Consider the following 26,010-nt stretch of genomic DNA (forward strand, 5'->3'; position numbering starts at 1 on the left):
CTGTGGCGGAGGATAGGGGATTTGAACCCCTGAGGGCGTTAACCCAACCCGCGTTCCAGGCGAGCGCCATAGGCCACTAGGCGAATCCTCCGTGGAGGAGCATACCCAACGACGGCGGCTCACCGTTAAACGACCAGGTAGCCGCCCGTTCTAGGCCCACTTCAGCTGGGTGAGGGCATGCTCGGCGAGGGGGACGGACCGGTCGCAGGACGTGTCCGGGTTCGCGGTGGCGTCGAGACCGAATTTGGTCTCGATCGACAGGGTGCCCGCATCGGTGGTGACCTCGAGGATGCACTGGTACTTGCTCTCGGCGAGTGCGCGCCCCTCGAGCCCGCCGACGTCGATCGTGCGCAGGGGGTCGACCGGTTCCGGCGCGCTCGTAGTGGTGATCGTCACAGTGTTCAGCGCCTCGGGCTTGCCCCACGTGCAGGCGCGACGTTCGGGACTGTCGGTGGCGGTGCCCTCGCCGGCGCCTGCCGTGAGAAGCGGTGCGAGCGTCGCATCGTCCGCGAGCGTGCACGGCTCGGCCGTGTCCCAGCCCACCGCGTCCGACGTGGCTGCGTCGTCGCTGCCTCCGCCGCACGCCGACAGTGCTGCCACGACGGCGGCGAGTGTCACCGCGTGTGCTGTCCTTCTGAGTTTCATCCCGATCCTTTGCCGAAGGTGGCCGAATGCGGGGGCGACGGTAGCACTGGCCGTGGTCAGAGGTGCGGCGTCGGGCCCGGGCCGGGGTGGATCCCGACCACGGCTCGGGGCCGTCTACACTCTGTGGTGGATCCCGCGCGGCGCGCATCCTGTGAACTCCCCCAGGGCCGGAAGGCAGCAAGGGTCAACGGGCTCTGCCGGGTGCGCGGGGTCCCCTATCTTTCGCATACCCGACCCACGATGTCGGTGAGAGGCCGCTCCTGATGACCAACCAGACCCAGATCGGGTTGATGAGCCATGAGGAACTAGTTTCGGAGCACGAGCGCCAGACTGCGAGTTACGCGCAGCTGAAGACCGAGAAGCTCACGCTCGACCTCACTCGCGGCAAGCCCTCGCCCGAGCAGCTCGATCTGTCGGCGGCGCTGCTGACACTGCCCGGCGACGGCGACTTCCGCGACGGCAACGGCACCGACACCCGCAACTACGGCGGGCTCACCGGCCTGCCGGAGCTGCGCGCCATCTTCGGTGAACTGCTCGGCATCCCCGTCGAGAACCTGCTCGCCGGCAACAACGCCAGCCTCGAGATCATGCACGACAATGTCGTGTTCGCCCTGCTGCACGGCACCCCCGACTCCCCGCGCCCGTGGTCGCAGGAGGAGAAGGTCAAGTTCCTGTGCCCGGCGCCCGGTTACGACCGCCACTTCGGGATCACCGAGACGTACGGCATCGAGATGATCCCGGTGCCGATGCGCCCGGACGGCCCCGACGTCGGCGTCATCTCCGAGCTGGTGGCCAACGATCCGCAGATCAAGGGTCTGTGGGCTGTTCCCAACTACTCCAACCCGACGGGCGCGGTGTACTCGGAAGAGGTCACCCGGGTGCTGGCGTCGATGCCGACCGCCGCCCCCGACTTCCGGCTGTTCTGGGACAACGCCTACGCCGTCCACCCGCTCGTCGGCGAGACGGCGCCGTCGCTGGACATCCTCGGGATGGCCGCGGAGGCCGATAACCCGAACCGGCCGCTCGTGTTCGCGTCGACGTCGAAGATCACGTTCGCCGGTGCGGGCGTCAGCTTCTTCGGTTCCTCGACCGCGAACCTGGCCTGGTACCAGAAGTACCTCGGTAAGAAGAGCATCGGTCCCGACAAGCTGAACCAGCTGCGGCACCTGCGGTTCTTCGGCGACGCCGAGGGTGTCCGTGCGCACATGGAGAAGCACCGCGAGATCCTGGCGCCGAAGTTCGCGCTCGTCCTGAAGATCCTCGAGGATCGTCTCGGGGCGTCGAAGGTGGCGTCGTGGACGGAGCCGAAGGGCGGATACTTCATCAGCCTCGACGTCGTCGAGGGCACCGCGAAGCGTGTCATCGCTCTGGCGAAGGACGCGGGGATCGCGCTCACCGCCGCCGGATCGGCGTTCCCGTACGGCGTCGACCCCGAGGACAAGAACATCCGGCTCGCGCCGAGCTTCCCCTCGATGGAGGATCTGGACAAGTCGATGAACGGTGTCGCGACGTGCGTGCTGCTCGCCGCCACCGAATCACGCCTGGACCTGCCGAAGTCCTAGTAGTACACGACGTCCGGCCGTTCACCCTCGCAGGTGAGCGGCCGGACGTGTCTCTACATCCTGGCGTAGCGCGCCATCACGAAGCTGTACACCCCGTACGCGGCGATGCCCAGTGCCGCAAGGATCAGCAGGAACTGCCCGAACGGCGCCGAACCCAGCGTTTTGACCGCGCCGTCGAGTCCGGTGGCCTTGGACGGGTCGGCGTTGAAGACCGCCACGATCACCAGCACGCCCGCGCCCGCGATGACGAGGCCCTTGGCTACGTAGCCGACCAGTCCGAGGGGCTCGACGAGCTTCGACGGGGTGCCCTTCAGGTCGTCCAGGAAGTTCTTCGACGCCCCCTTGTAGATGTGGTAGCCGCCGATCGCGATGGCGACCAGACCCACCACCACGAGAAGAATCTTGCCTCCCCCGGACTCCATGAGGCGTGCACTCATTCCGGCGTTCTGCTGACCACTCGATTTCCCGCCGCCGCTCGCGAACTGGTATGCCGAAAAGGCGAACGCGAAGTAGACGACGGCAAGGCCGAACGCCTTCGCGCGGTCCAGCAGGGACGTCTCGTCGCCGTCGCCCCCGGAATTCTCGGTCGCGTGGGGTCCGAGGACGGTCTCGGCGAGCCGCCACAGTGCCATCGCGATGAACGCGACCATCGCCACCCACAGCACTAACCGGCCACCGGGTTTGGCGGCCAGGGCGCCGAGGGCCCCGGACTGATCGGCGTTGCCGCCGGTGCCGAACGCCAGCTGAACGATGATGTACGCGATCAGCAGGTGGACGAAACCGCTCATCACGTGGCCCGCGCGCGCGACGCGTTCGAAAGTGTTGCTGTCGGTTGCCCTGTCGACGGCGCGGCTCATCCCGTTGGCTCGATTCGTTTCGTTCTGGGCCATCGGGTGTCCTTCGGGGTTGAGTGAACGGACCGGAGTCCCTGTGACGTAGATGTACCCGATATGGGCCGCGCCGACACGGGGCGAGCGTTATCGCACTGCGTTCGTGACCCGGTCGATCAGGTTGGATGCGCTGTAGTAGTCGAGGCGGAAGCTGTCCTTCCCGAGCCCGATCACCTGTTTCTTATCCGCGGACGGGGTCTGCTGCAGCGTCGGATCCGCAAGGAACCTGTCGGCGTCCGCTGCTTCACCGATCACGATGAACGTGGTGTTGCCGGGCACCGCTCGCGGCAGGTTCTCCTGCCCGGCAGGCACGACGTCCTTGCGGCCGGCCATGATGCCCTTGTCGGCGGCGGTGAGGTCGGACGGCAGCTCGGCGAGCGAGAATCCGAGGCGTTCCAGGAGGATGCCCTGCGCCGATTCGGCGGTGAAGATCCGCGACTCCTCCGGCGAGTTGTACGCGAGCACATTCACCGGGTTCGCCGCGGCGACCCTGCCGCCCAGCGCGGACTTGGCGTCGTCGAGTTGCCGGTCGAACTTCGCGACGAGGGCGTCGGCCTTCTCCTCGGCCCCGATGGCCGCGGCGATCTGTCCGCTGAGGTCCTGCCACGACTTGTCGTCGTACCGCAGCACCACGACGGGTGCGATCTGCTCGAGCGTGTCCACCTGATCGAGTGCCGAGTCGCCGCCCGTGGCGGACACGAAGATGAGGTCGGGATCGGCGGCGGTGATCTTCTCGACGTTGGGCTCCCCCTGGTACAGCGTTTCGACGCCGCGCTCGGCGGCGATGTCCGCCCACTGGGTGAACAGACCGTGCTCGTCGGTGACGTCGCTGGCTCGCTGCGCGCCGGTACCGATCAGGGGGGCGTCGAGGGCGAGCAGTGAGCCGGTGAGGGTGACGCTGGTGGACACGATCCGCTCGGGCTTCTGGTCGATCGTGATGCTGCCGGTCTCGTCGGTGACGGTGCGGGGCCAGCTCTGGTCGGACGCGGCCGGGGTTCCGGCGGTCGCGGCGTCGGAATCGGGATCGGACGAGCACGCGGCAGCGCCGATCCCGACGGCGAGGACAGCGACGGCTGCCAGTGAGCGACGAAGTTTCACGGTAAGACTCTCTTTCGCACGGGTAAGAAACTAATTTAGGCTAGCGTTACCTACATTCGAACGGGGAAGTGGATGCTGCAACGAGTGCCGGGGCCCGAACGTCGCGTCGTGCGGGCACGGTGGATCGACGACCTGACGCGTGACGGCGTCCCCGCGTTCTGGGACCGTCTCGCCGCCGCGGGCAGTCCGCTGATCGAGCCGGACGGGGCAGACCCCGGCTGCGTGATCGCGACGTTCTGCTGGCGCGATCCGGACGGCGACGAGCGCACCTCGCGCACGCGGCACGTCTACCTCGACGCCAACGGAATCACCGACCGCTCCCGTCCGGAACGGGCCGCGCTGTCGCGGCTACCCGGCACCGACCTGTGGTCCCTGTCGGTCGAGGTCCCCGAGAAGTGGCGGGGCGCTTACCGTTTCATCCCCCGCGCGAAAGCATTGACGGTTCCCGGCGACACCCCGGGCTGGCAGTGGTGGCGAAGCGTGCTCGCCGACGCGCAGTCCGACCCGTTCAACCCGCTGCCGACGCGGGCGGTGCAGACCGGCGACAGTTCCGAGGCGGTGATGCCCGCGGCACCCGCGCAGCGCTGGTGGACGGAGCGGCCCGGCCGCGGCGCACTCCACGAGACGACGTTCAGCCTGTCGGGTACGCGGCGGTCGGTGTGGGTCTACGAACCGCGCGGACTCGCTGCTCGTAATCGTCCGGTCGTGGTGATGCTGGACGGCCGGACGTGGGCGATCGACCTGCCGATCGCGGGGGCCGTCGATGCGCTCGGACGTGCGGGGCACCGGGTTCCGCTCGTCGTGATGGTCGACAGTGTCGGGCCCGAACTGAGATCCGAAGAGTTGGGCTGCAGCCCCGCGTTCGCCGCCGGTCTCGCCGGCGAACTGCTGCCCTGGCTGCGGCGCGAATGGGGCGTCACCGACGACCCTGCGTCGACGATCGTGGCCGGCTGCAGCCTGGGCGGACTGACGGCGTGCCACCTCGCACTGACGGCACCGCAGGTGTTCGGCTGCGCCGTCAGCCTGTCCGGATCGTTCTGGTGGCCCGGCTCCGGGCCGGGGGTCTCATTCCAGGACCGCGTCCGCGCCACGCCCCCGTCGAACAGCCGGCTCAGCGTGGAGGTCGGGACACTCGAATGGATGCTCGTCGAACCCAATCGCGAGGTGCGCGACCTGTTGGCCGGCACCGGCCACGACGTCCGGTACCGAGAGTTCTGCGGGGGCCACGACGTCCTGCACTGGCGCGACGGTCTGATCGCCGGCGTGGCCTCGATGCTGGGGCGTACCGACCGGTAATGCAGTGATGTGGATAACTCTGTGGATACGTCAGTCCGCGTCCGGCCGATAGCAGGCAATCACCTCGGCGTCTCGTTCCGGATGCACCAGGAGGACTGCAGCGAGCGCCCCGACCAGCATGATGATGCCGACGATCACGAATCCGCGGCCGTAACCGGCAGCGGTTCCGGCGGATCCTGACACGAGGGAACCGATGAGCAGTGGTGCCGCGACGCCCCCGATGCTGTAGATCGCGACTGTGATGCTCATGACCGAACCACGCTGCTTCCGGGGCACCACATCGGACAGCAGTGAGAATGCCAAGCCCCACGCCGCGGTATTGAGGGAGAACGCGAGGGTGATGAGAACCATCTGCACCGTCCCGACCGGAAGGACGGTGAAGCCCACCATGCAGGCGCCGCCGGCGGCCAGCAGGAACGCGGAGAACAGGCCGCGGGCGGTTCGCGACGAGACGCCGTTCAGCGAGAGGCGAGTGGAGATCATTCCGGCAAGGAAGGTCAGGGCCACGGCCGACGCGAACGGTAGCGTGATCAGAAGTCCTGTGACCCCGGGGCTGTAGTCGAGGCCCTCGCGGAGATACAGCGGTAGCCAGCTCACCTTCAGTGCGGTCGCCCAATAGGAGCAGAACGAGAAGAGGGCGACGCCGATGACGGTGGGTCGGCCCCAGAGAACCCGCAGGGGAGCGGTGTCGGGGAGGGCCACAGCTTTCTCGCCGGCACCGGCGCCGGCATTTCCGGCGGGACCCTCGCCGCCCACGAACAACCACGCGACCAACCACACGACTCCCACCACCATCAAGATGAGGAAGGCCGCGTGCCAGCTGTGGCGCTGAATGATCCAGGTCAGAACCGGCGCCGCGATGAGGGGGCCGAGGGAGGCGCCCATGATGACGACCGAAGCGGGCAGGGAACGCCGTTTGGGAGCGAACCAGGTGTGGACGATCTGCTGCGACAACGCTCCCGCTGGTCCTTCCGCGAATCCGAGCAACATGCGGCACGCGAGGAACACCCCGAACCCCACCGTGGTGGTCATCGGCGCAAGGCTGAGCACCCACAGCCCGACCAGGCCGGCGAGTAGCCACCGTGCGGGTACCCTGCCGCCCAGTGATCCGAGCGCCACCGCTCCCACCGCGAACAGCCAGAAGAATGCGCTCTGCGCGGTGCCGAACTGCTGATCGCTCAGCCCGAGATCGGCCTTGATCTCGACGCCCGCGAGACTGACGACGATCTTGTCGGCGAAATTGATCAGCATGAACGCCATCAGCATCAGGGTGATGATCCATCCGCGGCGTCGAATACCCGGCTTGTCCAGCTCGTCGGAAGGTTCGTCTGCCTCGAGCGGGGTGAGTGGATTGTGAAGGGACATGGGTGCTCCTGGAACGGTGGTCGACGCAGGGGAGACGAGCGGTACCGAACTGTCGTCAATGGACAGTGGCGTGATCGACGAGGCCGTACCGGCTCAGAACTTCCCCGGTGTGTTCTCCGAGTTCGGGGACAGCGCCGGCGCCACGATTGCGTGGCGTGCTCTGCGAGCTGTACGGCAGACCGGGAATGTCATACTGGGCGCCTTCCACACTGCTCGCCGTCGCGAAGATGCCACTGGCGATCACATCGGCCGCTGTCAGTACCTGGTCGTACGAACGGACCGCCCCTGCAACGATTCCGGCCGAGGTGAGCTGCTGCAGGGCCGTTTCGGTGTCGAGTTCGGAGAAGAACGGCGACAATGCGTCGAGTAGTTCGGCGCGATGGGCGACCCTGGCCGGATTGTCTGCGAAGCGTGGATCTTTCGGTAGCTCCGGGCAGTTCGCGATCGCACACAGTTGCTCGAATCTGGCTGCCGTATAGGCCGACACCACGATCGAACCGTCTGCAGTGCGGAAGATGTCTGCCGCAGGTGCGGCGGTGGGCTGGCCATTGCCGCTCCGGCGTGGAACCACGCCGGTGATGCCGTACTCACCCCAGTTCACGCACTGCAGATCGACCGCAACGTCGAGAAGTGATACGTCGATCTCGTCGCCGAGTCCCGTTCGCTCTCTTCGATACAGCGCAGCGAGGATCGCTTGAGCCACCACGTACGACGTCGCATGATCGACGAGGGGAAATCCGACACGCTGCGGATCGCCGTCCGCTTCTCCGGTCGCCGACATCATGCCGGTTTCCGCCTGCGCCGCGATGTCGAGACCCGGCCGAGCGCGGGACGGGCCGTGGGTGCCGAACCCCGAAACGGAAGCGAGCACGACCGTCGGATTCAGTTCGCGGATGGCAGCTGCCGAAAGTCCCAGCCTGTCCATGACTCCCGGCCGCAGATTGTGCACGACCACGTCGGCGTGGCGGATCAGTGAGCGGGCGTTGCCGAGGTCCACGTCGTTCTTGAGGTCGAGGACGATCGACTTCTTGCGCCGGTTGTAGGCCCGCATGATCGCTTCGCCGTACACGCCGATTCCACGCGCCTGGTCACCCTCGGGGCTCTCGACTTTGATCACGTCCGCGCCGAGGTCGGCAAGCGTCTGCGCCGCGCCCGGGGCAGCGATGTACTGGCCGAGGTCGACGACCACGATTCCGGCAAGGGGAAGGTCCGGTGCGTTCTCGGTCTGTGTCATGGGGTCCTCATTCCTTCGCCGGTGCATCAGGAGTCCTGTGGAGGTCTCGTCAGTGCATCAGCGTGCCGACCCGGTGACTGTCGTACCATCGGCGGCGGTCACACTCTTGCTGGGTAACCTGTGTGATCCATCACAGTGAGGAGTCGACCGATGCGGGCTGCATCCGAGACAGATCTGCGGCGTTCGATCGCACGGATGCGGCGCTCGATCCCTCGCCTGGCCAGGACCACCATCGACCGTTACATCCAGGCCACCCCGCTCTACGAGGGGACCGGAGTCCCCGACCACCTCCACCGCGAGAGTGCCCACACCGTCCGGTCGATGCTCGATGTCTGTCTCCGTTCGGTCGTCGAGGACTCGATCGACATCGCCGAGACCATGCGGGAAAGCATCGAACGAGGCACCGAGCGGGTATCCGAGGGTTTGCCGCTCCGGGAATACATGCGCTGCTGGCAGACGGCCTTCGACGTGCTCGCCGAAGCGCTGGAGTCCGAATGGGGCCGCGACCACGAGACGTTCTGGTTCGTGCTCGGCCGGGCCCGCCGGACCAACGACCGCATTCTTCGAGACGTGGCTTCCGCGTACGAGATCCACGCGCGCGAGCTGGTCGCGGCCCAGGACCACAACCACGCGCCGATCATCGACGCGGTCCTGCGCGGCGACGACTGGATCTTCGACGACCCCGAACTCGTTCCCGCGCAACCGGTCGTCCTGTTCCTCGACATCGGGGACGTCCCCGGCGAAAAGTCGGGTGACGCCCACGCCCGATCGGTCGCGGTGAAGCGGAAAGTGCGCCGTCTCCGCGCCCAGCTGGCACGGGAACTGCCGGGTCTGTGGTTGACCGACATCCGTCCGAACTCCGGACGGCTGCTGATGCATCCGCCGTCGATCGACCTGGATTCACTCGTCGCGGACCTCGAGAAGGCCAGCGGGGCTCGCGTGACGGCGGGTATCGACGAGGCGGCCGGGGTCGGAGATCTTCCGCGTGCGGGACGGACCGCGCGAGAGGTGCTCGAAGTGGGTCTGCGGTGCGGGCTCACCGGTAGAGCGATCCGAATCGACGATGTGGCTCTGGAACACCATTTCGCTCACGCGAGCGCGTCGTTGGGCGTCCTGATGAACCGGTGTAGCGGGCTGCGAAACCGCCCGGAGCTGGTGCAGACGCTGCGGGTCTATCTTGCGTGCAACCAGGACCGGCGCGGCACCGCGGACACGCTGTTCGTGCACCCGAACACGGTGGACAACCGCTTGAATCGAGTGCGCGAGCTGACCGGTCTCGACGTCCATGTCACGAACGATCTCCTCACGCTCGCCGTCGCGGTGAACTCCGGAATCGCACCGCCGGAGGCCTGAGTAGCCGGCGGACGATTGTCCCGACCTGTGACATCTCACAGGTCGGCGCGTCGGCGGGTGTGTGAGAACTCCATTGTCGGCGGAACCCTCGGAACACAGAATTGGCCGCAGCGGACAGCCGATCCGGCAGGACGAGTGCCGACACCCGAGGAGAGCGATATGACCGACATCATCGAATACGCCGACAAGGTGTGGCGGGGCGAGGCGAGCCAGCAGCTGTATCACCGCGGCGACCTCCGCAGGGAGGGGATGCATCGCGTCGCGGACGGTGCCTACATGTGGCCCGCCTTCGGCAACGTCTACGTCTTCCCCACGGATGCAGGCTTGTTCGTCTACGACACCGGCGACCTGCGCACCGCGAACGAGTTGTTCTCGGCGACTCGGGAACTCTCCGACCGGCCGATCCACACAGCGGTGTACTCGCACGGTCACATCGACCACATCTTCGGGATGGGGCCGTTCGACGAGGAGGCAGCCAGGCGCGGCTGGGAGCGCCCCACCGTCGTGGCACAGGAAGCGGTTCTTCCCCGCTTCGATCGCTACCGCAGGACCCGTGGTTACAACGGCGTCATCAACCAGCGACAGTTCCAGGCACCGAATCTCCAGTGGCCGAACGACTACCGCTACCCGGATGTCACGTTCGGCGATCGCACGACGCTCACGATCGACGACCTCGTAGTCGACTTGCGTCACGCACGCGGTGAGACGGATGATGCGGCCATCGCGTGGCTGCCGGACCGGAGGATCCTCTGCTGCGGCGATTTCTTCATCTGGGCGAGCCCGAACGCCGGCAACCCGCAGAAGGTCCAGCGGTTTGCGTACGAGTGGGCGCGCACCCTGCGTTGGATGGCCGGACTCGGAGCGGAGATCCTTCTCCCCGGGCACGGACTTCCCGTAGTCGGCGTGGACCGCATCCGGGTGACCCTGACGGACGCTGCGGAACTGCTCGAGACCCTGCACTGCCAGACGCTCGAGTTGATGAATGCCGGTGCGACGTTGGACGAGGTGATTCACACGGTCACGGCGCCCGCCGAACTGTTGAAGAAGCCGTATCTGGCGCCGTCCTACGACGAACCCGAGTTCGTCGTACGCAACGTCTGGCGGATGTACGGCGGCTGGTACGACGGAAACCCCGCCAACCTCAAGGCCGCTCACCGCAACGACCTGGCGCGGGAGATGGCAGAAATCGGCGGTGGCGCCGAGCGATTGGCCGAACGGGCGCGTGAGCTGCTCGCACGCGGCGAGCATCGGCTCGCCGGACATCTCGCGCAGATGGCGGCCGACGCCGATCCGGGCAGCCGGGTTTCGCACGAGACGCGGCTCGAAGTGTTCGGTGCGCTCGAGCGGGCAGCCACGTCGACGATGGCGAAGGGCGTGTACAGCTGGGCGGCCGCGGAATCGAGGGCTTTCCTCGAGGGGAGCGACCGTGCGACGGAGCTGAAGGCCAAGACTGCGGGAAGGTCGCAGTGGGCGTTCTGAACTCGCGGCCGCAGCGTGCGTCGTCGGTCGCGTCCGAGGTGGAGGACGAGCCGGATTACCGCTTCACCCTCGCGAACGAGCGAACCTATCTCGCATGGATACGGACGGCGCTGGGACTCCTCGCCGGGGGTGTGGCGGTGGGCCAGTTGGCTTCGTCGCTGTCGGACGGGGCGCAGTGCGCGATCTCCGTTGTGTGTTTCGGACTCGCGACGGTGCTGGCGGTCGGTGCCTACCTCCACTGGCGGTCGGTGCAACTCGCGATCAGGCGCAGTCTGCCGCTCCCGGATTCCGTGCTGGTGCCCGTGCTGACTGTGGGTGTCGGCGTGATCGCGGTACTTGCCGTCGTTGCGACGTCCGTTCCGTGACGGGTGTGCAGGTCCGGGACGCCGGTCTCCAGTCGGAGCGCACCGCACTGGCGTGGCGTCGGACATCCCTGTCGGCAATCGCCGCGGCGTTGTTCCTCGCGCACTTCGCCGCAGTCTCGGGCGCCGGTGTGGCCGGTGTGCCGGTTGCCGGGATGGCACTGGCACTGTTGGGGATCGGCCTCGTCGCGGGTCGGCGAGTCTCTTCTCTGCGCCGTTCGCGCGCAGGGATGACCGGTCGTAGTGCGCTGCTGATCTCGCTACTCCTGGCCGCGACCGCCGCCTCGGCCGTCGCCGTCGCGGTTCTCGGCCGGTAGCTGCGCAGCCGAGACCGACCTGGCAGGATCGAACCATGGCACGCACGCTGAACCTGGTAGGGGATCCGGACGCCGACGCACTCCTCGCGAGTGACCCGCTGGCGCTGCTCATCGGGATGTTGCTCGATCAGCAGGTTCCGATGGAGACGGCGTTCGCGGGTCCGAAGAAGCTGGACGACCGGCTCGGCGGCCTCGAGGTGCACCGCATCGCGGAGATGGATCCGGAGGAGTTCGCGGCCGTCTGCTCGCAGACCCCGGCGGTCCACCGGTTTCCCGGATCGATGGCCACCCGCATCCAGTCGCTGTGCGCGTTCCTCGTCGAGAACTACGACGGCAGCGTCGAGGCGTTGTGGACCAGCGGCGACCCCGACGGCAAAGAGGTCCTGAAGCGGCTGAAGGCGCTGCCGGGTTACGGCGATCAGAAGGCCCGCATCTTCCTGGCGCTGCTCGGCAAGCAGATCGGGGTGGAACCGAAGGGCTGGCGGGAGGCCGCAGGCGACTACGGCACCGACGGAGCCCGGCGTTCGATCGCGGACGTCGTGGACGACAAGAGCCTCCACGAGGTCCGCGAGTTCAAGAAGTCGGCGAAGGCCGAGGCGAAGAAGGCTGCGGCGGCGAAGAAGAAGTAGCCGCCGCTACTCGGTGTCGGACGGCTTCTGCTTCCGCTCGGCATCCAGGTGCCGCCTGCGTTCGGCCTCGTGCATCCACGGGAAGACGCTGTTGCCCTGACCGCCGCCGCCCGGACCGTGCCCGAGCACACCGTGCTCGTACGCCGACTCGGCGTGCAAAGCAAGGTCGATGCCGGACGACTCGTCCTCCGCGCTCACCCGGAACCCGAAGATCCGGTCGATCAGCTTGCCCAGCGCGTACGTCACGCCGAACGCGTACAGGGCGACGACCACCACGGCCACCACCTGCTTGCCGAGTTGGGCGAACCCGCCCCCGTAGAAGAGGCCTTCCGGTCCGCCGGTCATGACCTCGGTGGCGAGCAGACCGATCAGGATGGTGCCGACGATGCCGCCCATCAGGTGGACACCCACGACGTCGAGGGAGTCGTCGTACCCGAGGCGGAACTTCCAGCCGACGGCGAACGAGCAGACCACGCCGGCGACGGCGCCGACGACGAGCGCGCCGACCATGCTCACGGTGCCGCAGGACGGGGTGATCGCGACCAGACCCGCGACGACGCCGGACGCCGCACCGAACGTGGTGGGGTGGCCGTCACGCTTCTGTTCGACGAGGAGCCAGCCGAGCAGGCCGGTGCACCCGGCGACGAGGGTGTTCAGGAAGATCGCGGCGGCGGTGCCGTCGGCGGCGAGCGCGGAGCCGGCGTTGAAACCGAACCAGCCGAACCAGAGCAGGCCGACGCCCAGCAGCACCAGCGGCAGGTTGTGGGGGCGCATCGACTCGGACCGGAATCCGAGGCGCGGGCCCAGGACCAGCGCCAGCGCCAGGCCGGACGCGCCGGACACGATCTCGACGACCAGTCCGCCCGCGTAGTCGAGGGCGCCGAACTGTGCGATCCAGCCCTGCGGGTTCCACACCCAGTGCGCGACGGGCGCGTAGACGACGAGGGCCCAGACGGGAACGAAGATCATCCAGGCCGAGAACTTGGCCCGGTCGGCGATCGCACCGCTGATCAGCGCGGCGGTGATGATCGCGAACGTCAGCTGGAACGTGGCGAACAGGATCTCGGGCACCTGCCCGTGGACGGTGGTGGGGTCGATGCCCACCATCCCCAGGTGCTCCAGCCCGCCGATCAGTCCGCCGCCGATGTCGTCGCCGAAGATGAGGGAGTATCCGGCCACCAGCCACGCGACCGTGACCAGCGCGATCGACACGAAGCTCATCATGATCATGTTCAGTACGCCGGTGGAACGGACCATCCCGCCGTAGAACAGGGCGAGCCCCGGCGTCATCAGAAGGACCAGCGCGGTACTGATCAGAAGCCAGGCGGTTGCTCCGGCGTCGATTGCAGGCACGACATTCTCCTCACACACCGGGACGAAACACGGCGCGGAAAGTCACGATGACCGCGAGCGGTTTCGACTGTGATGCCGCTGCGTTGCGAACGTGTTACGCAATGCGGTCAGGTTCGGACCTCGGCATGTGAGTAGCGCCCCGAGCGGGTGCCGAGCGGGCGCTTCGACCACCCGGCCCGGACTGTCGGGGACCGCCGGTAGTCTTTCCGCGTGGCCCTGTACCGGAAGTACCGACCCGCATCCTTCGCCGAGGTGGTGGGGCAGGAGCACGTCACCGAACCACTGAGCACCGCTCTCGACGCCGGACGGATCAACCACGCGTATCTGTTCTCCGGTCCCCGCGGCTGTGGCAAGACGTCGTCTGCCCGAATCCTGGCCCGATCGCTGAACTGTGTCGACGGTCCCACCTCGACGCCGTGCGGCCAGTGCCCCTCGTGCGTGGCGCTCGGCCCCGGCGGTTCGGGCAACCTCGACGTCACCGAACTCGACGCGGCCAGCCACGGTGGCGTCGACGACACCCGTGAGCTGCGCGACCGCGCGTTCTACGCGCCCGCCGAATCCCGGTACCGGGTGTTCATCGTGGACGAGGCCCACATGGTCACCACGGCCGGTTTCAACGCGCTCCTCAAGATCGTGGAGGAGCCGCCGGAGCACCTCATCTTCATCTTCGCCACCACCGAACCGGAGAAGGTGCTGCCGACCATCCGTTCGCGCACCCATCACTACCCGTTCCGGTTGCTTGCGCCGACCACGATGCGCGGGTTGCTCGAGAAGATCTGCCACCAGGAGAGTGTGCCCGTCGCCGACCCGGTGTATCCGCTGGTCATCCGCGCGGGTGGCGGTTCGCCGCGTGACTCGCTGAGCATCCTCGATCAGCTGCTCGCCGGAGCGGGTGACGAGGGCGTCACCTACCCGCGTGCGCTCGCGCTGCTCGGCGTCACCGACGTCGCGCTCATCGACGACGCCGTGGACGCGCTCGCCACCGGCGACGGTGCAGCGCTGTTCGGAACGGTCGACCGCGTCATGGACGCCGGGCACGATCCGCGCCGGTTCGCCGTCGACCTGCTCGAGCGCCTGCGCGACCTCATCCTGATGCAGGCGGTGCCCGACGCCGCCGAACGTGGCCTGGTCGACGCGCCCGGCGACGTGCTCGAACACATGCGCGCCCAGGTCCAGCGGATCGGTCCCGCCACGCTCACCCGCTACGCCGAGGTGATGCACGCAGGCCTGGGTGAGATGCGGGGCGCCACGGCTCCCCGCCTGCTGCTCGAAGTGATGTGCGCCCGGATGCTGCTGCCCGCGGCGTCCGATGCGGAGTCCGCCGTGCTGCAACGACTCGAACGCGTCGAACGCGGACTTCCGCCCGCCGGGGCGGCGCCGGCCGTCGACGCGGCCGAGCGGCCGGCGGCGGCTCCTGCCCGTGCGCCGCAACATCCCGCCGAGCCGGAGCCGGAACCGAAGTTCCAGCGACCGTCGATGCGCCAGGCCGCGGCGGCCACCGTGCCCCCGCCGCCCGAGCCGGAACCCGAACCGATGCCGCGGCCGGTTCCGGAGCCCGCGCCGACACCCGTTCCCGAACCGGAGCCGCAGCCCGAGCCGACACCTGTTCCGGAGCCGACGCCTGCGCCCGAGCCTGCCCCTGTGCCCGCACCCGAGCCCGCACCCGCACCCGCACCTGCGCCCGCACCCGAGCCTGCGCCCGCTCCTGTTCCGGAACCCGAACCGGCGCCCGCACCGGAACCGGCACCTGTACCAGTACCGGAGCCGACTCCCGCACCGGAACCGCAGACGCCGATCGCCCCCGAGGTGGAGGCGGAGCCCGCCGCATCGGCCGGACCGGATGCCGCCGCGCTGCGGGAAGCCTGGAATTCGCTGCGCGAGAAGGTGAGTCAGCGGAACAAGATCCTGCCTGCCATGTTGTCGGCCGCGACCGTGCACGACGTTCAGGGCAACCGCCTGATCCTGGCGCACCCCGTCCCCAACCTGGGCGCTCGCATCGCGTCACCGCACAACGCTCAGGTGATCACCGAGGTGCTCGCCGAGATGTTCGGCGGCACCTGGGAAGTGGAGTATCAGGCCGGTGCTCCGACGGCGCCGCCCCCACCGGTCGCGAAGGCTGCTGCAGCGCCGACGAAGCCGGCAGGTGCACCGCGATTCTCCCGGCCCAGCCAGGAAAAGACCGCGCAGCGTCCGCCGCAGCAGCAGTCCGACACACAACGCTCCGACTCGGGTCCGGGTGCGGGCCAGGCACGTCCGTCGTCCGAGCCGGACGACGACATTCCGCCGCCGGAGGCACCCGACTACCCGGACGATCCCGGGCCGATCGACTACGAGGCTTCCGCGACAACGCCGCCGCCCGTCTCCACACCGGAGGACGAGGAAGAGATGTTCGCGGAGGCGGCGGAACCCGTCGATCCCGCGACTCGCCGCGACCCGGAAGACGTGGCGTTCGAACTGCTCAAGGACATGCTCGGGGCCAAGAAGCTCGAGGGCTGACCCGAAGGGGCCCGCGTCGCCGGTCCCGCCACATCGGGACATCGGCCTCTGGTGCCCGGGACGCCGGGTGCCCGATTCTCGTCCCATGAGCACAGTGAATGTTCCAGACGGCGTGCAGAACGAGGTCCCGGCGACCGCGCGACCGCGAAGTGGCCGGTGGTGGGCCTACGTCGGGGCCGTCGCCGGCGTGGCCGGAATCGTCGGCATCCAGGCGAGTATGTCGATCGACGCGGTCTACGTGGAGGCGTCGGCCGGCGACGCGGTCGCAATCATGAACGGTCTCGCCGGCCAGCGCACCGGGATCCTCGTCATGCACGTGGCGGTCATGACCGCGGCGCTGCTGATCCTCGTCTTCGCCGCGGGGCTGTCCCAGCGGCTGCGAGCAGCGTTGCCTGCCGAGAGCATCCTGCCGTCGGTCGCGGCGTTCGGTCTGGTTCTGACGTCGGCGGCGTGCCTGCTGGGAACCGGCCTGACCACCGAGTTGGTGTTCGGTCTCGGTGACACAGACCAGCTGGTGCCGGAGTTCGCGGTGGTCGGGGGCCACTGGATGGGCACCATCCCGTGGCTGTGGGCGGGTGCCGGGGTCAGCGCGCTGGCGGTGGCCGTCGCACTGCTGCGCGGGCAGGCCGGCCCGCGGTGGATCGGCTGGGTCAGCCTGGTCCTGGGCCTGGTGACGGCCGTCATCGGCGTCTCGCCGCTGCAGTACCTCGCGGGGTTCACCGGACCGCTGTGGGTGCTGGTGAGCGCGATCGGTTTCGCTTTCGCCGACACCGTGCGCGAGTAGCGGGAGATACTCGTTCGCATCATGGTGAAGCAGAAGGACACTCCGATGACCGAGGGGTCGGCAGGTACGGGCGGTGCGCCCGTACCTGCCGCTGTCATGGCGGTGTCCGCGTGGATTCTGGTCGTCCTGTCGGTGGTGGCGTTCGTCCGGGCCGATCCGGGCATCGATTCGAACCAGTTGTTCTTCCTGGTGGACGTCGTCGGGGCAGCGGTGTACGGGACCGTGGCCGGCGTCGTCCTCGCGCGCCGGGTGCATCCGGTGCCGATCATCATGGGGCTCACCGCCATCGGCGTGGGTATCGCCGCGCTGAGCTACAGCTATTCCCAGCTCGCGGTCGTGCGGCCGGGGCTGCCGTGGGTCGACGTGCTGTCGCCGCTGCAGAACACGGCGTGGATTCCCGGGACGCTCAGCCTGTTCCTGATCGTGCCGTGGCTGATCCGCGACCATCCGCTCGGCGTCGGCGCGAAACTCGGCGTCCTCGCGGGTATCGCGGCGACGTCCTGGTACTTCTGGTCTCGCACGTTCACGGGGATCCCCGCGGTGTGGGTGATCGTGCCCGTCCTCGTCGTCGGCTCCGCTGCGGCAGCGGACTGCGGGTGGCGGTGGCGGCACGGCCCACCCGACGAGCGTGTGGGGCTCGGATGGATGTGCCTCGGCACGGCGCTGATGACGGCGGCGTACATTCCGCTGGCCCTGCCCGCGTCGCTGCCGGGACTGTGGGTGCTCAACCCGTTAATGCACTTGGCTGTTCAGGCGTTTTATCCGGTCGCGATCCTGGTGTGCATCCTGCGTCAGCGCATGTGGGGGCTGAATCTCGCCGTCAGCCGCGCGACGGTGGCGGGCACCCTCACCGTCCTGCTGCTGGTGCTCTACGTGGTGGTGGCCACGGCCGTGACGGCGCTGCTGCCCGAGGGTGATTCGGTGGGGGCGCAGGTGGTCGCGGCGGGTGTCGTCGCCGTCGCCGTGCAGCCGGTCCGGTTGTGGCTGCAGCGGCGGGTGCACCGCCTCGTCTACGGCGAGGGCGAGGACCCGGCGCGGGCCGTCCGCACCCTGGGCCGGCAGTTCGGCAGTGCCGAGACCCCGGAACAACTCCTGGAGGGACTCGCTGCCGGTGTCGGCGTCGCGTTGCGGCTCGAATCCGTGTCCGTGCGGCGCACCAGCGGGGTTGCCGCGGTGTGGGGTTCGGCGACGGGGCACGCCGAGTCGGTGGAATTGGTCCACCGCGGTGCGGCGCTCGGGACGATGGTCGTGACGGCGCCTCCGGGGGAGTCACTGGGGGCGCGCACCCGCCGGTCGCTCACCGAGTTGTCGGCGGTGGTGACGGCCGGTCTCGTCGTGCTGCAGTCGGCGGAGAACCTGCAGGAGGCCCGACGCCGGTTGGCGTCCGTGCGACTGGAGGAGCGGCAGATGATTCGCCGCGAACTGCACGACGGGCTGGGTCCGTCGCTGGCGGGCATCCGACTCGGCCTGCAGGGCGCCCGGAACCTGCTCGGCTCGGATCCGGTCGCCGCCGCGGAACTCATCGACGCGCTGCAGGAGCAACTCGACCATCAGGTGGAGGGCGTCCGGCAGCTGTCCCGCAGCATGTTCCCGCCGGTGCTCGACGAGCTCGGATTGGTCCCGGCGCTGCACGAACTGGCGGCCAGCCAGTCGCGCAGCGGATTCCAGCTGCGGGTGCAGGCCGATCCGCCGCCCAGGCTGGGGGCGGAGATCAGCGCGGCGGCGTACGGGATCGTCGTCGAGGCCGTCACCAACGCGCGCAGGCACAGCGGTGCCGACGGCTGCCGGGTCGACGCCACGTTCGCCCGGGAGGTGCTGACGGTCGTCATCCACGACGACGGGTGCGGGTTCGATCCGGCGGGGGGCGGCGGCGTCGGAACCCGGTCGATGCGGGAGCGCGCCCACGAACTCGGCGGCACGCTCCACATCGAATCCGGCCGTCCGACAGGCACGGTGGTCACCGCCCGGTTACCGTTGACCGCATCATGAGCGCAGGCACGACGAATTCCACCACGTCGTCCATCCGGGTCGCCGTCGTCGACGACCACCCGGTGTTCCGGCTGGGCATGGTGGCGTTGCTGTCGACCCTGGACGGCATGGAAGTGGCCGCGCAGGCCAGCTCCGTCGCGGAGGCGCTCGACGTCGTCGACGGGGACGTCGACGTGGTGCTGATGGACCTCGAACTCGGGGACGGTTCGGGGGTGGACGCCACCCGGCGGCTCGTCGAGCGGCACCCCGCACTGCGGGTGCTCGTGGTGACCATGCACGAGGACGACGAATCGCTGGTGGCGTCGGTGCGGGCCGGTGCCCGCGGCTACCTGGTGAAGGGGGCCGATCCGGGGGAGGTCGAACGGGCGGTCCGGGCGGTCGCCAACGGTGAGGTGATCCTGGGCGCCGCGGTGGCGGCCCGCGCGATGAGCTTCATGGCCGCCTCGCGCAGGGTGGGTCCCACGGTGTTTCCCGAGCTGACCGACCGGGAGCGTGAGGTCCTCGACCTCGTTGCCCGCGGCTACGACAACGCGAGCATTTCGCGGCGACTCGTGCTGAGCCCGAAGACGGTGCGCAACCACGTGTCGAACGTGCTGGCCAAACTCGGTGTGCCCGACCGTCCCACCGCGATCGTCCGGGCACGGGACGCGGGTCTCGGCCTCGACGCCTGACCTCGCGGCGTCATACCGCCGCGGTCGATGTCGTCGGCACGAACCGGATACCCGGGCCGGTGTCGTCCGTGTTGGTCGCAGTCGGTCCGGCGCCGGGGGCCGCTACCCGCACCTCGGGGATCCGCCGCGGTGACGGGCCGAGCGGCGGCGCGTCCCGCCACACCGGCTGCGCCTCCTGCAATTCCAGGACGATCGAGATCAGCGACGCCTCGGACCACGGAACCCCGCCCAGTTGCACGCCGAACGGAATGCCGGTGGCCGCGGACCGGCCCACCGGGGTGCAGACGACCGGGGCTCCCGTGTAGTTGGCCCAGAAGTAGTTCTCCCGCGCACCGGCGAACACGCTCGAATCGGAGAGCGCGTCGCGCCGCACCCCGTCGGTGAGGGAGCCGGGGCGCACAATCGCATCCAGCCGGTGCTCGGCGAACATCCGGTTGTAGTCGTGCTGGAAGCGCAGGCGTGCGCGTTCGAGAGCGAAGTAGTCCGCGACGGGCAGGGCGAGGCTCGCCATCGCCGCGGTCGCGGCGAGCGCCGACTCCTGGCCGTACGCCGGCAGCCGGTCCGCGAACTGCCGGTGATACGAGCCGAACTCGGCATAGTCGCCGCTCAGCAGCCCCTTCGGCACGTCGGGCACGGTCACGTCGACGATCTCGCCGCCCAGTGCGCGGACGAGGTCGAGGAAGCCGCCGAACAGGGTCCCGATCGCGCCGGGCAGGTCGTCGGCGACACCCCGCGGCAACCCGAGGCGCGTGCCCGACAGCGGGCGTGACCCGCCCACGGCGGTCAGCGGGTAACCCTCCGCGGGAACGTCCGGGCCCACCGACGTGCAGGGGTCGTCGACGTCGACGCCCGCCATGTGACTGAGGAGCAGCGACGCGTCGGCGACACTGCGCCCCATCGGGCCGGTGTGATCGCGCGTCCAGGTCAGCGGAATCACCCCGCTGGTGCTGCACCGGCCGAACGTCGGTTTGATCGACGTGATCCCGCACGCGCTCGCGGGGATGCGCAACGACCCGCCGGTGTCGGTTCCCACCGCACAGGGCGTGAACCGCGCGGCGAGGGCGGCCGCGCTGCCACCGGACGAGCCGCCCGGCGAATACTCGACGTCCCACGGGTTCCCCACCTGCGGTGTCGCGGTTCCGATGGCGAACTCGTGGGTGTGCGCGTGGCCGATCAGCACCATGCCCGCGTCGCGCAGCTGCCGCCACACCCCGGAATCGCCGGCGGCGATGTTGCCCTCGAGGACGCCGCTCGATGCCGTGACGGGCAGCCCGGCCACCGCATAGAGATCCTTCAGCGCGATCGGCAATCCGCAGACCAGCGGCGCGGACCCTGCCGCGAGTCGCTGTGCGGCCGACTCCGCGGCCTCGTAGGCCTGCTCGGGGTAGATCCGGATCCAGGCCCCGATGCCGCCGTCGTGGGCGGCACTGCGCGACAGGCACGCGTCGAGCAGCTCGCGCGGATGCAGCGCGCGTGACTGCAACAGCGACGCGGCCTCGACCGCGCTGAGGAGAGCCGGATCGGACGCGGTGATCGCGGCAGGAGACGGCAGTCGACGAGCCGGATTCGCGGACGCTGCGGCGCGACCCAGCCCGGCAACGGTCGCCGCACCCGCGGTCGCGGCGCCGAACAGTTCCCGGCGGGACAGTCGGGTGGTCACAGCGTGTTCTCCTCCGCTCGGGTCGGGTCGAGCGCCGGGTCATTACAGCACGAAAGTGCGGCCCGGGTAGGGCGGAGATCGGCCGATCGTGATCGCCTGGGTCACGATCCAGGATCGCTTCGGTCCTTCCTACCGTTTTGCAACACGTTCTAAGGTGGACGTGCCGGGGTATGCCCCGTGCAGAGCGCCGTGTGCACGGTCGGCGTCGCCGCAGATTAGGAAGGAACACTCCACAGTGACCACAGAGGCATTCATTTATGAAGCCATCCGAACCCCGCGTGGCCGCGGAAAGAAGACCGGTTCGCTGCACTCGGTCAAGCCGATCTCGCTGGTCACCGGCCTGATCGACGAGCTCCGCGCCCGCTTCCCCGACCTGGACGAGGATCGCATCTCGGACCTGATCCTCGGCGTCGTCACCCCCGTCGGCGACCAGGGCATGGACATCGCGCGCGTCGCGGTGAACGACGCCGGACTGCCCGACACCGTCGGTGGCGTCCAGCTGAACCGGTTCTGCGCGTCCGGCCTCGAGGCCGTCAACACCGCCGCGCAGAAGGTGCGCTCCGGCTGGGACGAACTGGTCATCGCCGGCGGTGTCGAGTCGATGTCCCGCGTGCCGATGGGCTCCGACGGTGGACCGTGGGCGCTCGACCCGGCCACCAACTACGACAACTACTTCGTTCCCCAGGGCGTGGGCGCCGACCTGATCGCCACCATCGAGGGTTTCTCCCGCGAGGACGTCGACGCGTACGCCGTCCGCTCGCAGGACCTCGCCGCGAAGGCGTGGACCGGCGGCTACTTCGCCAAGTCCGTCGTCCCGGTCAAGGACATCAACGGCCTCACCGTCCTCGACCAGGACGAGCACATGCGTCCCGGCACCACGCTCGAGAACCTCGCGGGCCTCAACCCGTCCTTCGCCGGCGTCGGCGAGATGGGCGGCTTCGACGCGGTGTCGCTGCAGAAGTACCACTGGGTCGAGAAGATCAACCACGTCCACCACGGCGGCAACAGCTCCGGCATCGTCGACGGCGCCGCACTGGTACTCGTCGGATCCGAGCAGGCCGGAAAGGACATGAGCCTGACCCCCCGCGCCCGCGTCGTCGCGACGGCCACGAGCGGTGCCGACTCCACGATCATGCTCACCGGCCCGACCCCGGCCTCGAAGAAGGTGCTCGCCGCCGCCGGTCTGACCGTCGACGACATCGACCTGTTCGAGATCAACGAGGCGTTCGCGTCCGTGGTGCTCAAGTTCCAGAAGGACCTGAACATCCCGGACGAGAAGCTCAACGTCAACGGCGGCGCCATCGCGATGGGGCACCCGCTCGGAGCCACCGGCGCCATGATCACCGGCACCATGATCGACGAGCTCGAGCGTCGCAACGCCCGGTACGCCCTCATCACCCTGTGCATCGGCGGCGGTATGGGCGTCGCCACCATCATCGAGCGCGTCTGACCGCCCGGACCATCAGGAGACTTGAAGCAGTGAGCGAGCAGAACATCATCAACTGGGAGCAGGACGCCGACGGCATCGTCGTGCTCACCATCGACGATCCCAACCAGGGCGCGAACACCATGAACGACGCCTACATCTCCTCGATGAAGGCGACCGTCGACCGCCTCGTCGACGAGAAGGACTCCATCACCGGTGTCGTCGTCACGTCCGGCAAGAAGACGTTCTTCGCCGGCGGTGACCTGAAGAACATGATCAAGGTCGGCCCGGAGAACGCCGACGAGATCTACAGCCACAGCGTCGCGATCAAGTCGGACCTGCGCCGCCTCGAGACGCTCGGCAAGCCCGTCGTCGCCGCCATCAACGGTGCCGCGCTCGGTGGCGGTCTCGAGATCGCCCTGGCCACGCATCACCGCGTCGCCGCGGACGTGAAGGGCGTCAAGATCGGCCTGCCCGAGGTCACCCTCGGCCTGCTGCCCGGCGGCGGTGGCGTCGTGCGCACCGTCCGCATGCTCGGACTGCAGAACGCGCTCATGCAGGTGCTGCTCCAGGGCCAGCAGCGTGGACCGGTGCAGGCCAAGGAGGTCGGACTCGTCGACGAGGTCGTGTCCTCGGTCGAGGAACTGGTGCCCGCCGCGAAGGCGTGGATCAAGGCCAACCCCGAGGGCGGCGTCCAGCCGTGGGACAAGAAGGGCTACCGGATCCCCGGCGGCACCCCGTCCACCCCGGCGTTCGCAGCCAACCTCCCCGCGTTCCCCGCGAACCTCCGCAAGCAGCTCAAGGGCGCTCCCATGCCGGCACCGCGCGCCATCATGGCCGCCGCCGTCGAGGGCTCGCAGGTCGACATCGACAACGCGCTCCTCATCGAGGCCCGCTACTTCACGTCGCTGGTCACCGGCCAGGTCGCGAAGAACATGATCCAGGCGTTCTTCTTCGACCTGCAGGCCATCAACTCCGGCGCCTCCCGCCCCGAGGGCATCGAGAAGACCCCGATCACCAAGGTCGGTGTGCTCGGTGCCGGAATGATGGGCGCGGGCATCGCCTACGTGTCCGCGAAGGCCGGTTTCGACGTCGTCCTCAAGGACGTCACCATCGAGGCCGCGAACAAGGGAAAGGCGTACTCCGAGGGCATCGAGGCCAAGGCCCTCTCGCGTGGCAAGACCACCGAGGAGAAGTCGAAGGCGCTGCTCGACCGCATCACGCCGACCGCCGACCCCGCCGACTTCGCCGGTGTCGACTTCGTCATCGAGGCCGTGTTCGAGTCGCAGGACCTGAAGCACAAGGTGTTCCAGGAGATCGAGGACATCGTCGAGCCGACGGCCCTGCTCGGCTCGAACACGTCGACCCTGCCGATCACCGGCCTGGCGACGGGTGTGAAGCGCCAAGAGGACTTCATCGGAATCCACTTCTTCTCTCCCGTCGACAAGATGCCGCTCGTCGAGATCATCCGCGGCGAGAAGACGTCCGACGAGGCGCTCGCGCGCGTCTTCGACTACGTGCAGGCCATCCGCAAGACACCGATCGTCGTCAACGACTCGCGTGGCTTCTTCACCTCGCGCGTCATCGGCACGTTCATCAACGAGGCCATCGCCATGCTGGCGGAGGGCATCGAGCCCGCCACCATCGAGCAGGCAGGCATGCAGGCCGGCTACCCGGCAGCACCGCTGCAACTGTCCGACGAGCTGAACCTCACGCTGATGCAGAAGATCCGCAAGGAAACCGCGGAAGCTGCGAAGGCCGAAGGCAAGGAACTGCCCGCCGATCCGGCAGGCGACGTCATCAACACGATGGTCGACAAGTTCGACCGCAAGGGCAAGCTCGGCGGCGCCGGCTTCTACGACTACGCCGACGGCAAGCGCACCGGCCTCTGGCCCGGCCTGCGGGAGAACTTCGGTTCCAAGGAACTCGAGGTGCCGTTCCAGGACCTCATCGAGCGCATGCTGTTCATCGAGGCCATCGAGACGCAGAAGTGCTTCGACGAAGGCGTGCTCCTCACCACCGCCGACGCCAACATCGGCTCCATCATGGGTATCGGCTTCCCCGCCTGGACCGGCGGTGTGTCGCAGTACATCCAGGGTTACGAAGGCGGCCAGGCAGGCTTCGTCAAGCGCGCTGAGGAACTCGCCGTCAAGTACGGCGAGCGCTTCACCCCGCCGGCGTCGCTGAGGTAGTAGGCGGCTCCGCCGCCCGTGCGTGGTTAAGGAGTCTCTGGACTCGCTAACCACGCACGGGCTGAGTTATCCCCAACCTGTGGGTTATCCACAGGGCAATTCATTTCCCCAGGTGCGACACCGAGACCCGTCGGGGGTCTCGGTGACCGTGCCCGGTATGACCTCCACGCAATTCGCCGCCCTGAAAGACGTCGCTGACGCGCAGTTCGGCCTGATCACCCACACGCAACTCCACGCCCTCGGGTTTCCCCGCAGCAGGGTCCGGCACCGCGTCGAATCCGGTAGATGGCAAGCAGTGCTCCACGGTGTGTATTCGGTGAGCAACGGACCGATCACTCGTGAGATGTCGCTGGAAGCCGCGCTGCTCTTCGGAGGCAAGGGTGCAGTCCTCAGCCACCACACGGCCGCCGAGGAATGGCACATGATTCGTGTCGATCCCGCACGCCCCGTGCACATCACCGTTCCCTACGGAAGATCGGCTGTCACCCAGGCGCCGACCGTTGTCGGTGCGGGCCTCGCGTCGGTGAGTCTGTGCCACCGAGAAGGAACTGTCGTGCATCCGGGAGTCGTCGTGCACCGGTCGAGGGCGCACGACTACATTGCCGTCGACACGGACCAACCCCGGACGGCAAGGGCAGATACGGCTCTGGACGTAGCTGTCGCCGAGCCCACGGCACGGGACGCCTACACCCGGCTCATCGCTCTCGTGACCAATGCCCGGATCCCACTGCGCGACATCCGGCGACGCATGGAGGAGCGACGACCACGTCGGTACGGCAAGGCGCTCGTGGATGCGGTACGACTGCTCGCCGACGGCGTCCAGTCGGTGCTCGAATACCGCTACGCCACCGACGTCGAGGACGCGCACGGGCTTCCACGGGCGCGGCGGCAGTCACCCGTGGTCGTGGACGGGCGCACCCTCTTCGAGGACTGCGACTACTCCGAGCACGGGGTGTCGCTCATCGTGCGACTCGACGGTCGCCGCGCGCACGCCATGGCGGAGGTCGCGTTCCGGGACCGTCGACGCGACAACGCCGCGGAACTGCAGGGGCGTCCACGACTCGTCTACGGGTTCGACGAGGTGACGAAGAGTCCGTGTGTGGTGGCCCGTGAAGTGGAGACCGTGCTGGTGCGGGAGGGGTGGATCAGGCCCGGCGAGAGGCCGTGCCCGGCGTGTGAGTGGTCAAGGAGTGCAGAGACTCCTTGACC

21 protein-coding genes, 1 tRNA gene and 1 other RNA gene are annotated in these 26,010 nt (G+C 68.5%); 15 read left to right on the forward strand and 8 right to left on the reverse strand.

All coding sequences use genetic code 11. The features are described from left to right. Window positions 1–3 precede the first annotated feature (3 nt). Window positions 4–91: transfer RNA gene (locus DTA22_RS28440), tRNA-Ser, on the reverse strand. Window positions 92–150: 59 nt separating this feature from the next. Then, the gene (locus DTA22_RS28445; protein ID WP_112301677.1) at window positions 151–645 is read right to left on the reverse strand and encodes a hypothetical protein; all 495 of its coding nucleotides are present in this window, start codon (window positions 643–645) and stop codon (window positions 151–153) included. Window positions 646–770: 125 nt separating this feature from the next. Here DTA22_RS28445 and ffs point away from each other — a divergent pair. Both ffs and DTA22_RS28455 read left to right on the forward strand, forming a co-directional pair. After that, window positions 771–865, forward strand: an RNA gene (ffs, locus tag DTA22_RS28450) — signal recognition particle sRNA small type. A 43-nt stretch (window positions 866–908) separates the two neighbouring features. Beyond that, the gene (locus DTA22_RS28455) at window positions 909–2,207 is read left to right on the forward strand and encodes an aminotransferase class I/II-fold pyridoxal phosphate-dependent enzyme (RefSeq protein WP_112301678.1); all 1,299 of its coding nucleotides are present in this window, start codon (window positions 909–911) and stop codon (window positions 2,205–2,207) included. Window positions 2,208–2,260: 53 nt separating this feature from the next. Here the strand turns inward: DTA22_RS28455 and DTA22_RS28460 are convergent, their stop codons facing one another. Further along, window positions 2,261–3,097 carry a DUF1206 domain-containing protein gene (locus DTA22_RS28460; protein WP_037239601.1) on the reverse strand — a complete coding sequence of 279 codons (837 nt, stop codon included), beginning with the start codon at window positions 3,095–3,097 and terminating at the stop codon, window positions 2,261–2,263. Between the two features lie 87 nt (window positions 3,098–3,184). After that, entirely contained in the window at window positions 3,185–4,195 is a 1,011-nt protein-coding gene (gene fepB / locus DTA22_RS28465) for a Fe2+-enterobactin ABC transporter substrate-binding protein (RefSeq protein ID WP_112301679.1), read from the reverse strand. Window positions 4,196–4,267: 72 nt separating this feature from the next. Between fepB and fes the strand changes: the two genes are divergently transcribed. Continuing rightward, the gene (fes, locus tag DTA22_RS28470) at window positions 4,268–5,491 is read left to right on the forward strand and encodes an enterochelin esterase (protein ID WP_112301680.1); all 1,224 of its coding nucleotides are present in this window, start codon (window positions 4,268–4,270) and stop codon (window positions 5,489–5,491) included. A gap of 30 nt (window positions 5,492–5,521) precedes the next feature. Here fes and DTA22_RS28475 read toward each other — a convergent pair whose 3' ends face one another. Together DTA22_RS28475 and DTA22_RS28480 are read right to left on the reverse strand one after the other, a co-directional pair. After that, the gene (locus DTA22_RS28475) at window positions 5,522–6,856 is read right to left on the reverse strand and encodes an MFS transporter (RefSeq protein ID WP_112301681.1); all 1,335 of its coding nucleotides are present in this window, start codon (window positions 6,854–6,856) and stop codon (window positions 5,522–5,524) included. Window positions 6,857–6,911: 55 nt separating this feature from the next. After that, on the reverse strand, window positions 6,912–8,090 hold the full coding sequence (locus tag DTA22_RS28480; protein WP_112301682.1) for a CaiB/BaiF CoA transferase family protein: 1,179 nt from the start codon (window positions 8,088–8,090) through the stop codon (window positions 6,912–6,914). A 150-nt stretch (window positions 8,091–8,240) separates the two neighbouring features. On the opposite strand from DTA22_RS28480, the gene DTA22_RS28485 reads away from it, so the two are divergent. From DTA22_RS28485 to DTA22_RS28505, 5 genes are all read left to right on the forward strand, one after another. Continuing rightward, on the forward strand, window positions 8,241–9,443 hold the full coding sequence (locus DTA22_RS28485; protein WP_245973378.1) for a PucR family transcriptional regulator: 1,203 nt from the start codon (window positions 8,241–8,243) through the stop codon (window positions 9,441–9,443). Window positions 9,444–9,602: 159 nt separating this feature from the next. Further along, the gene (locus tag DTA22_RS28490; protein ID WP_112301684.1) at window positions 9,603–10,922 is read left to right on the forward strand and encodes an alkyl sulfatase dimerization domain-containing protein; all 1,320 of its coding nucleotides are present in this window, start codon (window positions 9,603–9,605) and stop codon (window positions 10,920–10,922) included. Then, window positions 10,910–11,287 carry a YidH family protein gene (locus tag DTA22_RS28495; RefSeq protein ID WP_112301685.1) on the forward strand — a complete coding sequence of 126 codons (378 nt, stop codon included), beginning with the start codon at window positions 10,910–10,912 and terminating at the stop codon, window positions 11,285–11,287. Before DTA22_RS28490 ends, DTA22_RS28495 begins: the two co-directional genes overlap by 13 nt. After that, window positions 11,284–11,601: a DUF202 domain-containing protein gene (locus tag DTA22_RS28500; RefSeq protein WP_158461273.1), complete on the forward strand. Its 318-nt coding sequence runs from the start codon at window positions 11,284–11,286 to the stop codon at window positions 11,599–11,601. The genes DTA22_RS28495 and DTA22_RS28500 overlap by 4 nt, the downstream gene beginning before the upstream one ends. 35 nt (window positions 11,602–11,636) lie before the next feature. Beyond that, on the forward strand, window positions 11,637–12,230 hold the full coding sequence (locus DTA22_RS28505) for an HhH-GPD-type base excision DNA repair protein (protein ID WP_112301687.1): 594 nt from the start codon (window positions 11,637–11,639) through the stop codon (window positions 12,228–12,230). A gap of 6 nt (window positions 12,231–12,236) precedes the next feature. On the opposite strand, the gene DTA22_RS28510 is transcribed toward DTA22_RS28505, so the two are convergent. Then, window positions 12,237–13,583, reverse strand: a complete 1,347-nt coding sequence (locus DTA22_RS28510; protein WP_037239624.1) for an ammonium transporter — start codon at window positions 13,581–13,583, stop codon at window positions 12,237–12,239. 210 nt (window positions 13,584–13,793) lie between these two features. Between DTA22_RS28510 and DTA22_RS28515 the strand changes: the two genes are divergently transcribed. From DTA22_RS28515 to DTA22_RS28530, 4 genes are all read left to right on the forward strand, one after another. Continuing rightward, entirely contained in the window at window positions 13,794–16,079 is a 2,286-nt protein-coding gene (locus tag DTA22_RS28515) for a DNA polymerase III subunit gamma and tau (protein WP_112301688.1), read from the forward strand. An 85-nt stretch (window positions 16,080–16,164) separates the two neighbouring features. Beyond that, the gene (locus DTA22_RS28520) at window positions 16,165–16,863 is read left to right on the forward strand and encodes a hypothetical protein (RefSeq protein ID WP_174233877.1); all 699 of its coding nucleotides are present in this window, start codon (window positions 16,165–16,167) and stop codon (window positions 16,861–16,863) included. A 45-nt stretch (window positions 16,864–16,908) separates the two neighbouring features. Continuing rightward, window positions 16,909–18,852, forward strand: coding sequence for a sensor histidine kinase (locus DTA22_RS28525; protein ID WP_112301724.1), 1,944 nt, complete (start codon window positions 16,909–16,911; stop codon window positions 18,850–18,852). Beyond that, window positions 18,849–19,523, forward strand: a complete 675-nt coding sequence (locus DTA22_RS28530; protein WP_005248663.1) for a response regulator — start codon at window positions 18,849–18,851, stop codon at window positions 19,521–19,523. The genes DTA22_RS28525 and DTA22_RS28530 overlap by 4 nt, the downstream gene beginning before the upstream one ends. Before the next feature lie 10 nt (window positions 19,524–19,533). Here the strand turns inward: DTA22_RS28530 and DTA22_RS28535 are convergent, their stop codons facing one another. Continuing rightward, window positions 19,534–21,183 (reverse strand): amidase, encoded by a 1,650-nt coding sequence (locus tag DTA22_RS28535; protein ID WP_112301689.1) that lies wholly within the window; start codon window positions 21,181–21,183, stop codon window positions 19,534–19,536. Window positions 21,184–21,418: 235 nt separating this feature from the next. Between DTA22_RS28535 and DTA22_RS28540 the strand changes: the two genes are divergently transcribed. The 3 genes from DTA22_RS28540 (at window position 21,419) to DTA22_RS28550 (ending at window position 26,008) form a co-directional block, all read left to right on the forward strand. Next, window positions 21,419–22,633, forward strand: coding sequence for an acetyl-CoA C-acetyltransferase (locus tag DTA22_RS28540; protein WP_005253367.1), 1,215 nt, complete (start codon window positions 21,419–21,421; stop codon window positions 22,631–22,633). A 29-nt stretch (window positions 22,634–22,662) separates the two neighbouring features. Beyond that, window positions 22,663–24,801, forward strand: coding sequence for a 3-hydroxyacyl-CoA dehydrogenase NAD-binding domain-containing protein (locus DTA22_RS28545; protein ID WP_112301690.1), 2,139 nt, complete (start codon window positions 22,663–22,665; stop codon window positions 24,799–24,801). Between the two features lie 157 nt (window positions 24,802–24,958). Next, complete coding sequence (locus DTA22_RS28550; protein WP_112301691.1) at window positions 24,959–26,008, forward strand: type IV toxin-antitoxin system AbiEi family antitoxin domain-containing protein; 1,050 nt, start codon at window positions 24,959–24,961, stop codon at window positions 26,006–26,008. Window positions 26,009–26,010 lie beyond the last annotated feature (2 nt).

Source organism: Rhodococcus wratislaviensis (assembly GCF_900455735.1).
Taxonomy (GTDB): domain Bacteria; phylum Actinomycetota; class Actinomycetes; order Mycobacteriales; family Mycobacteriaceae; genus Rhodococcus_F; species Rhodococcus_F wratislaviensis.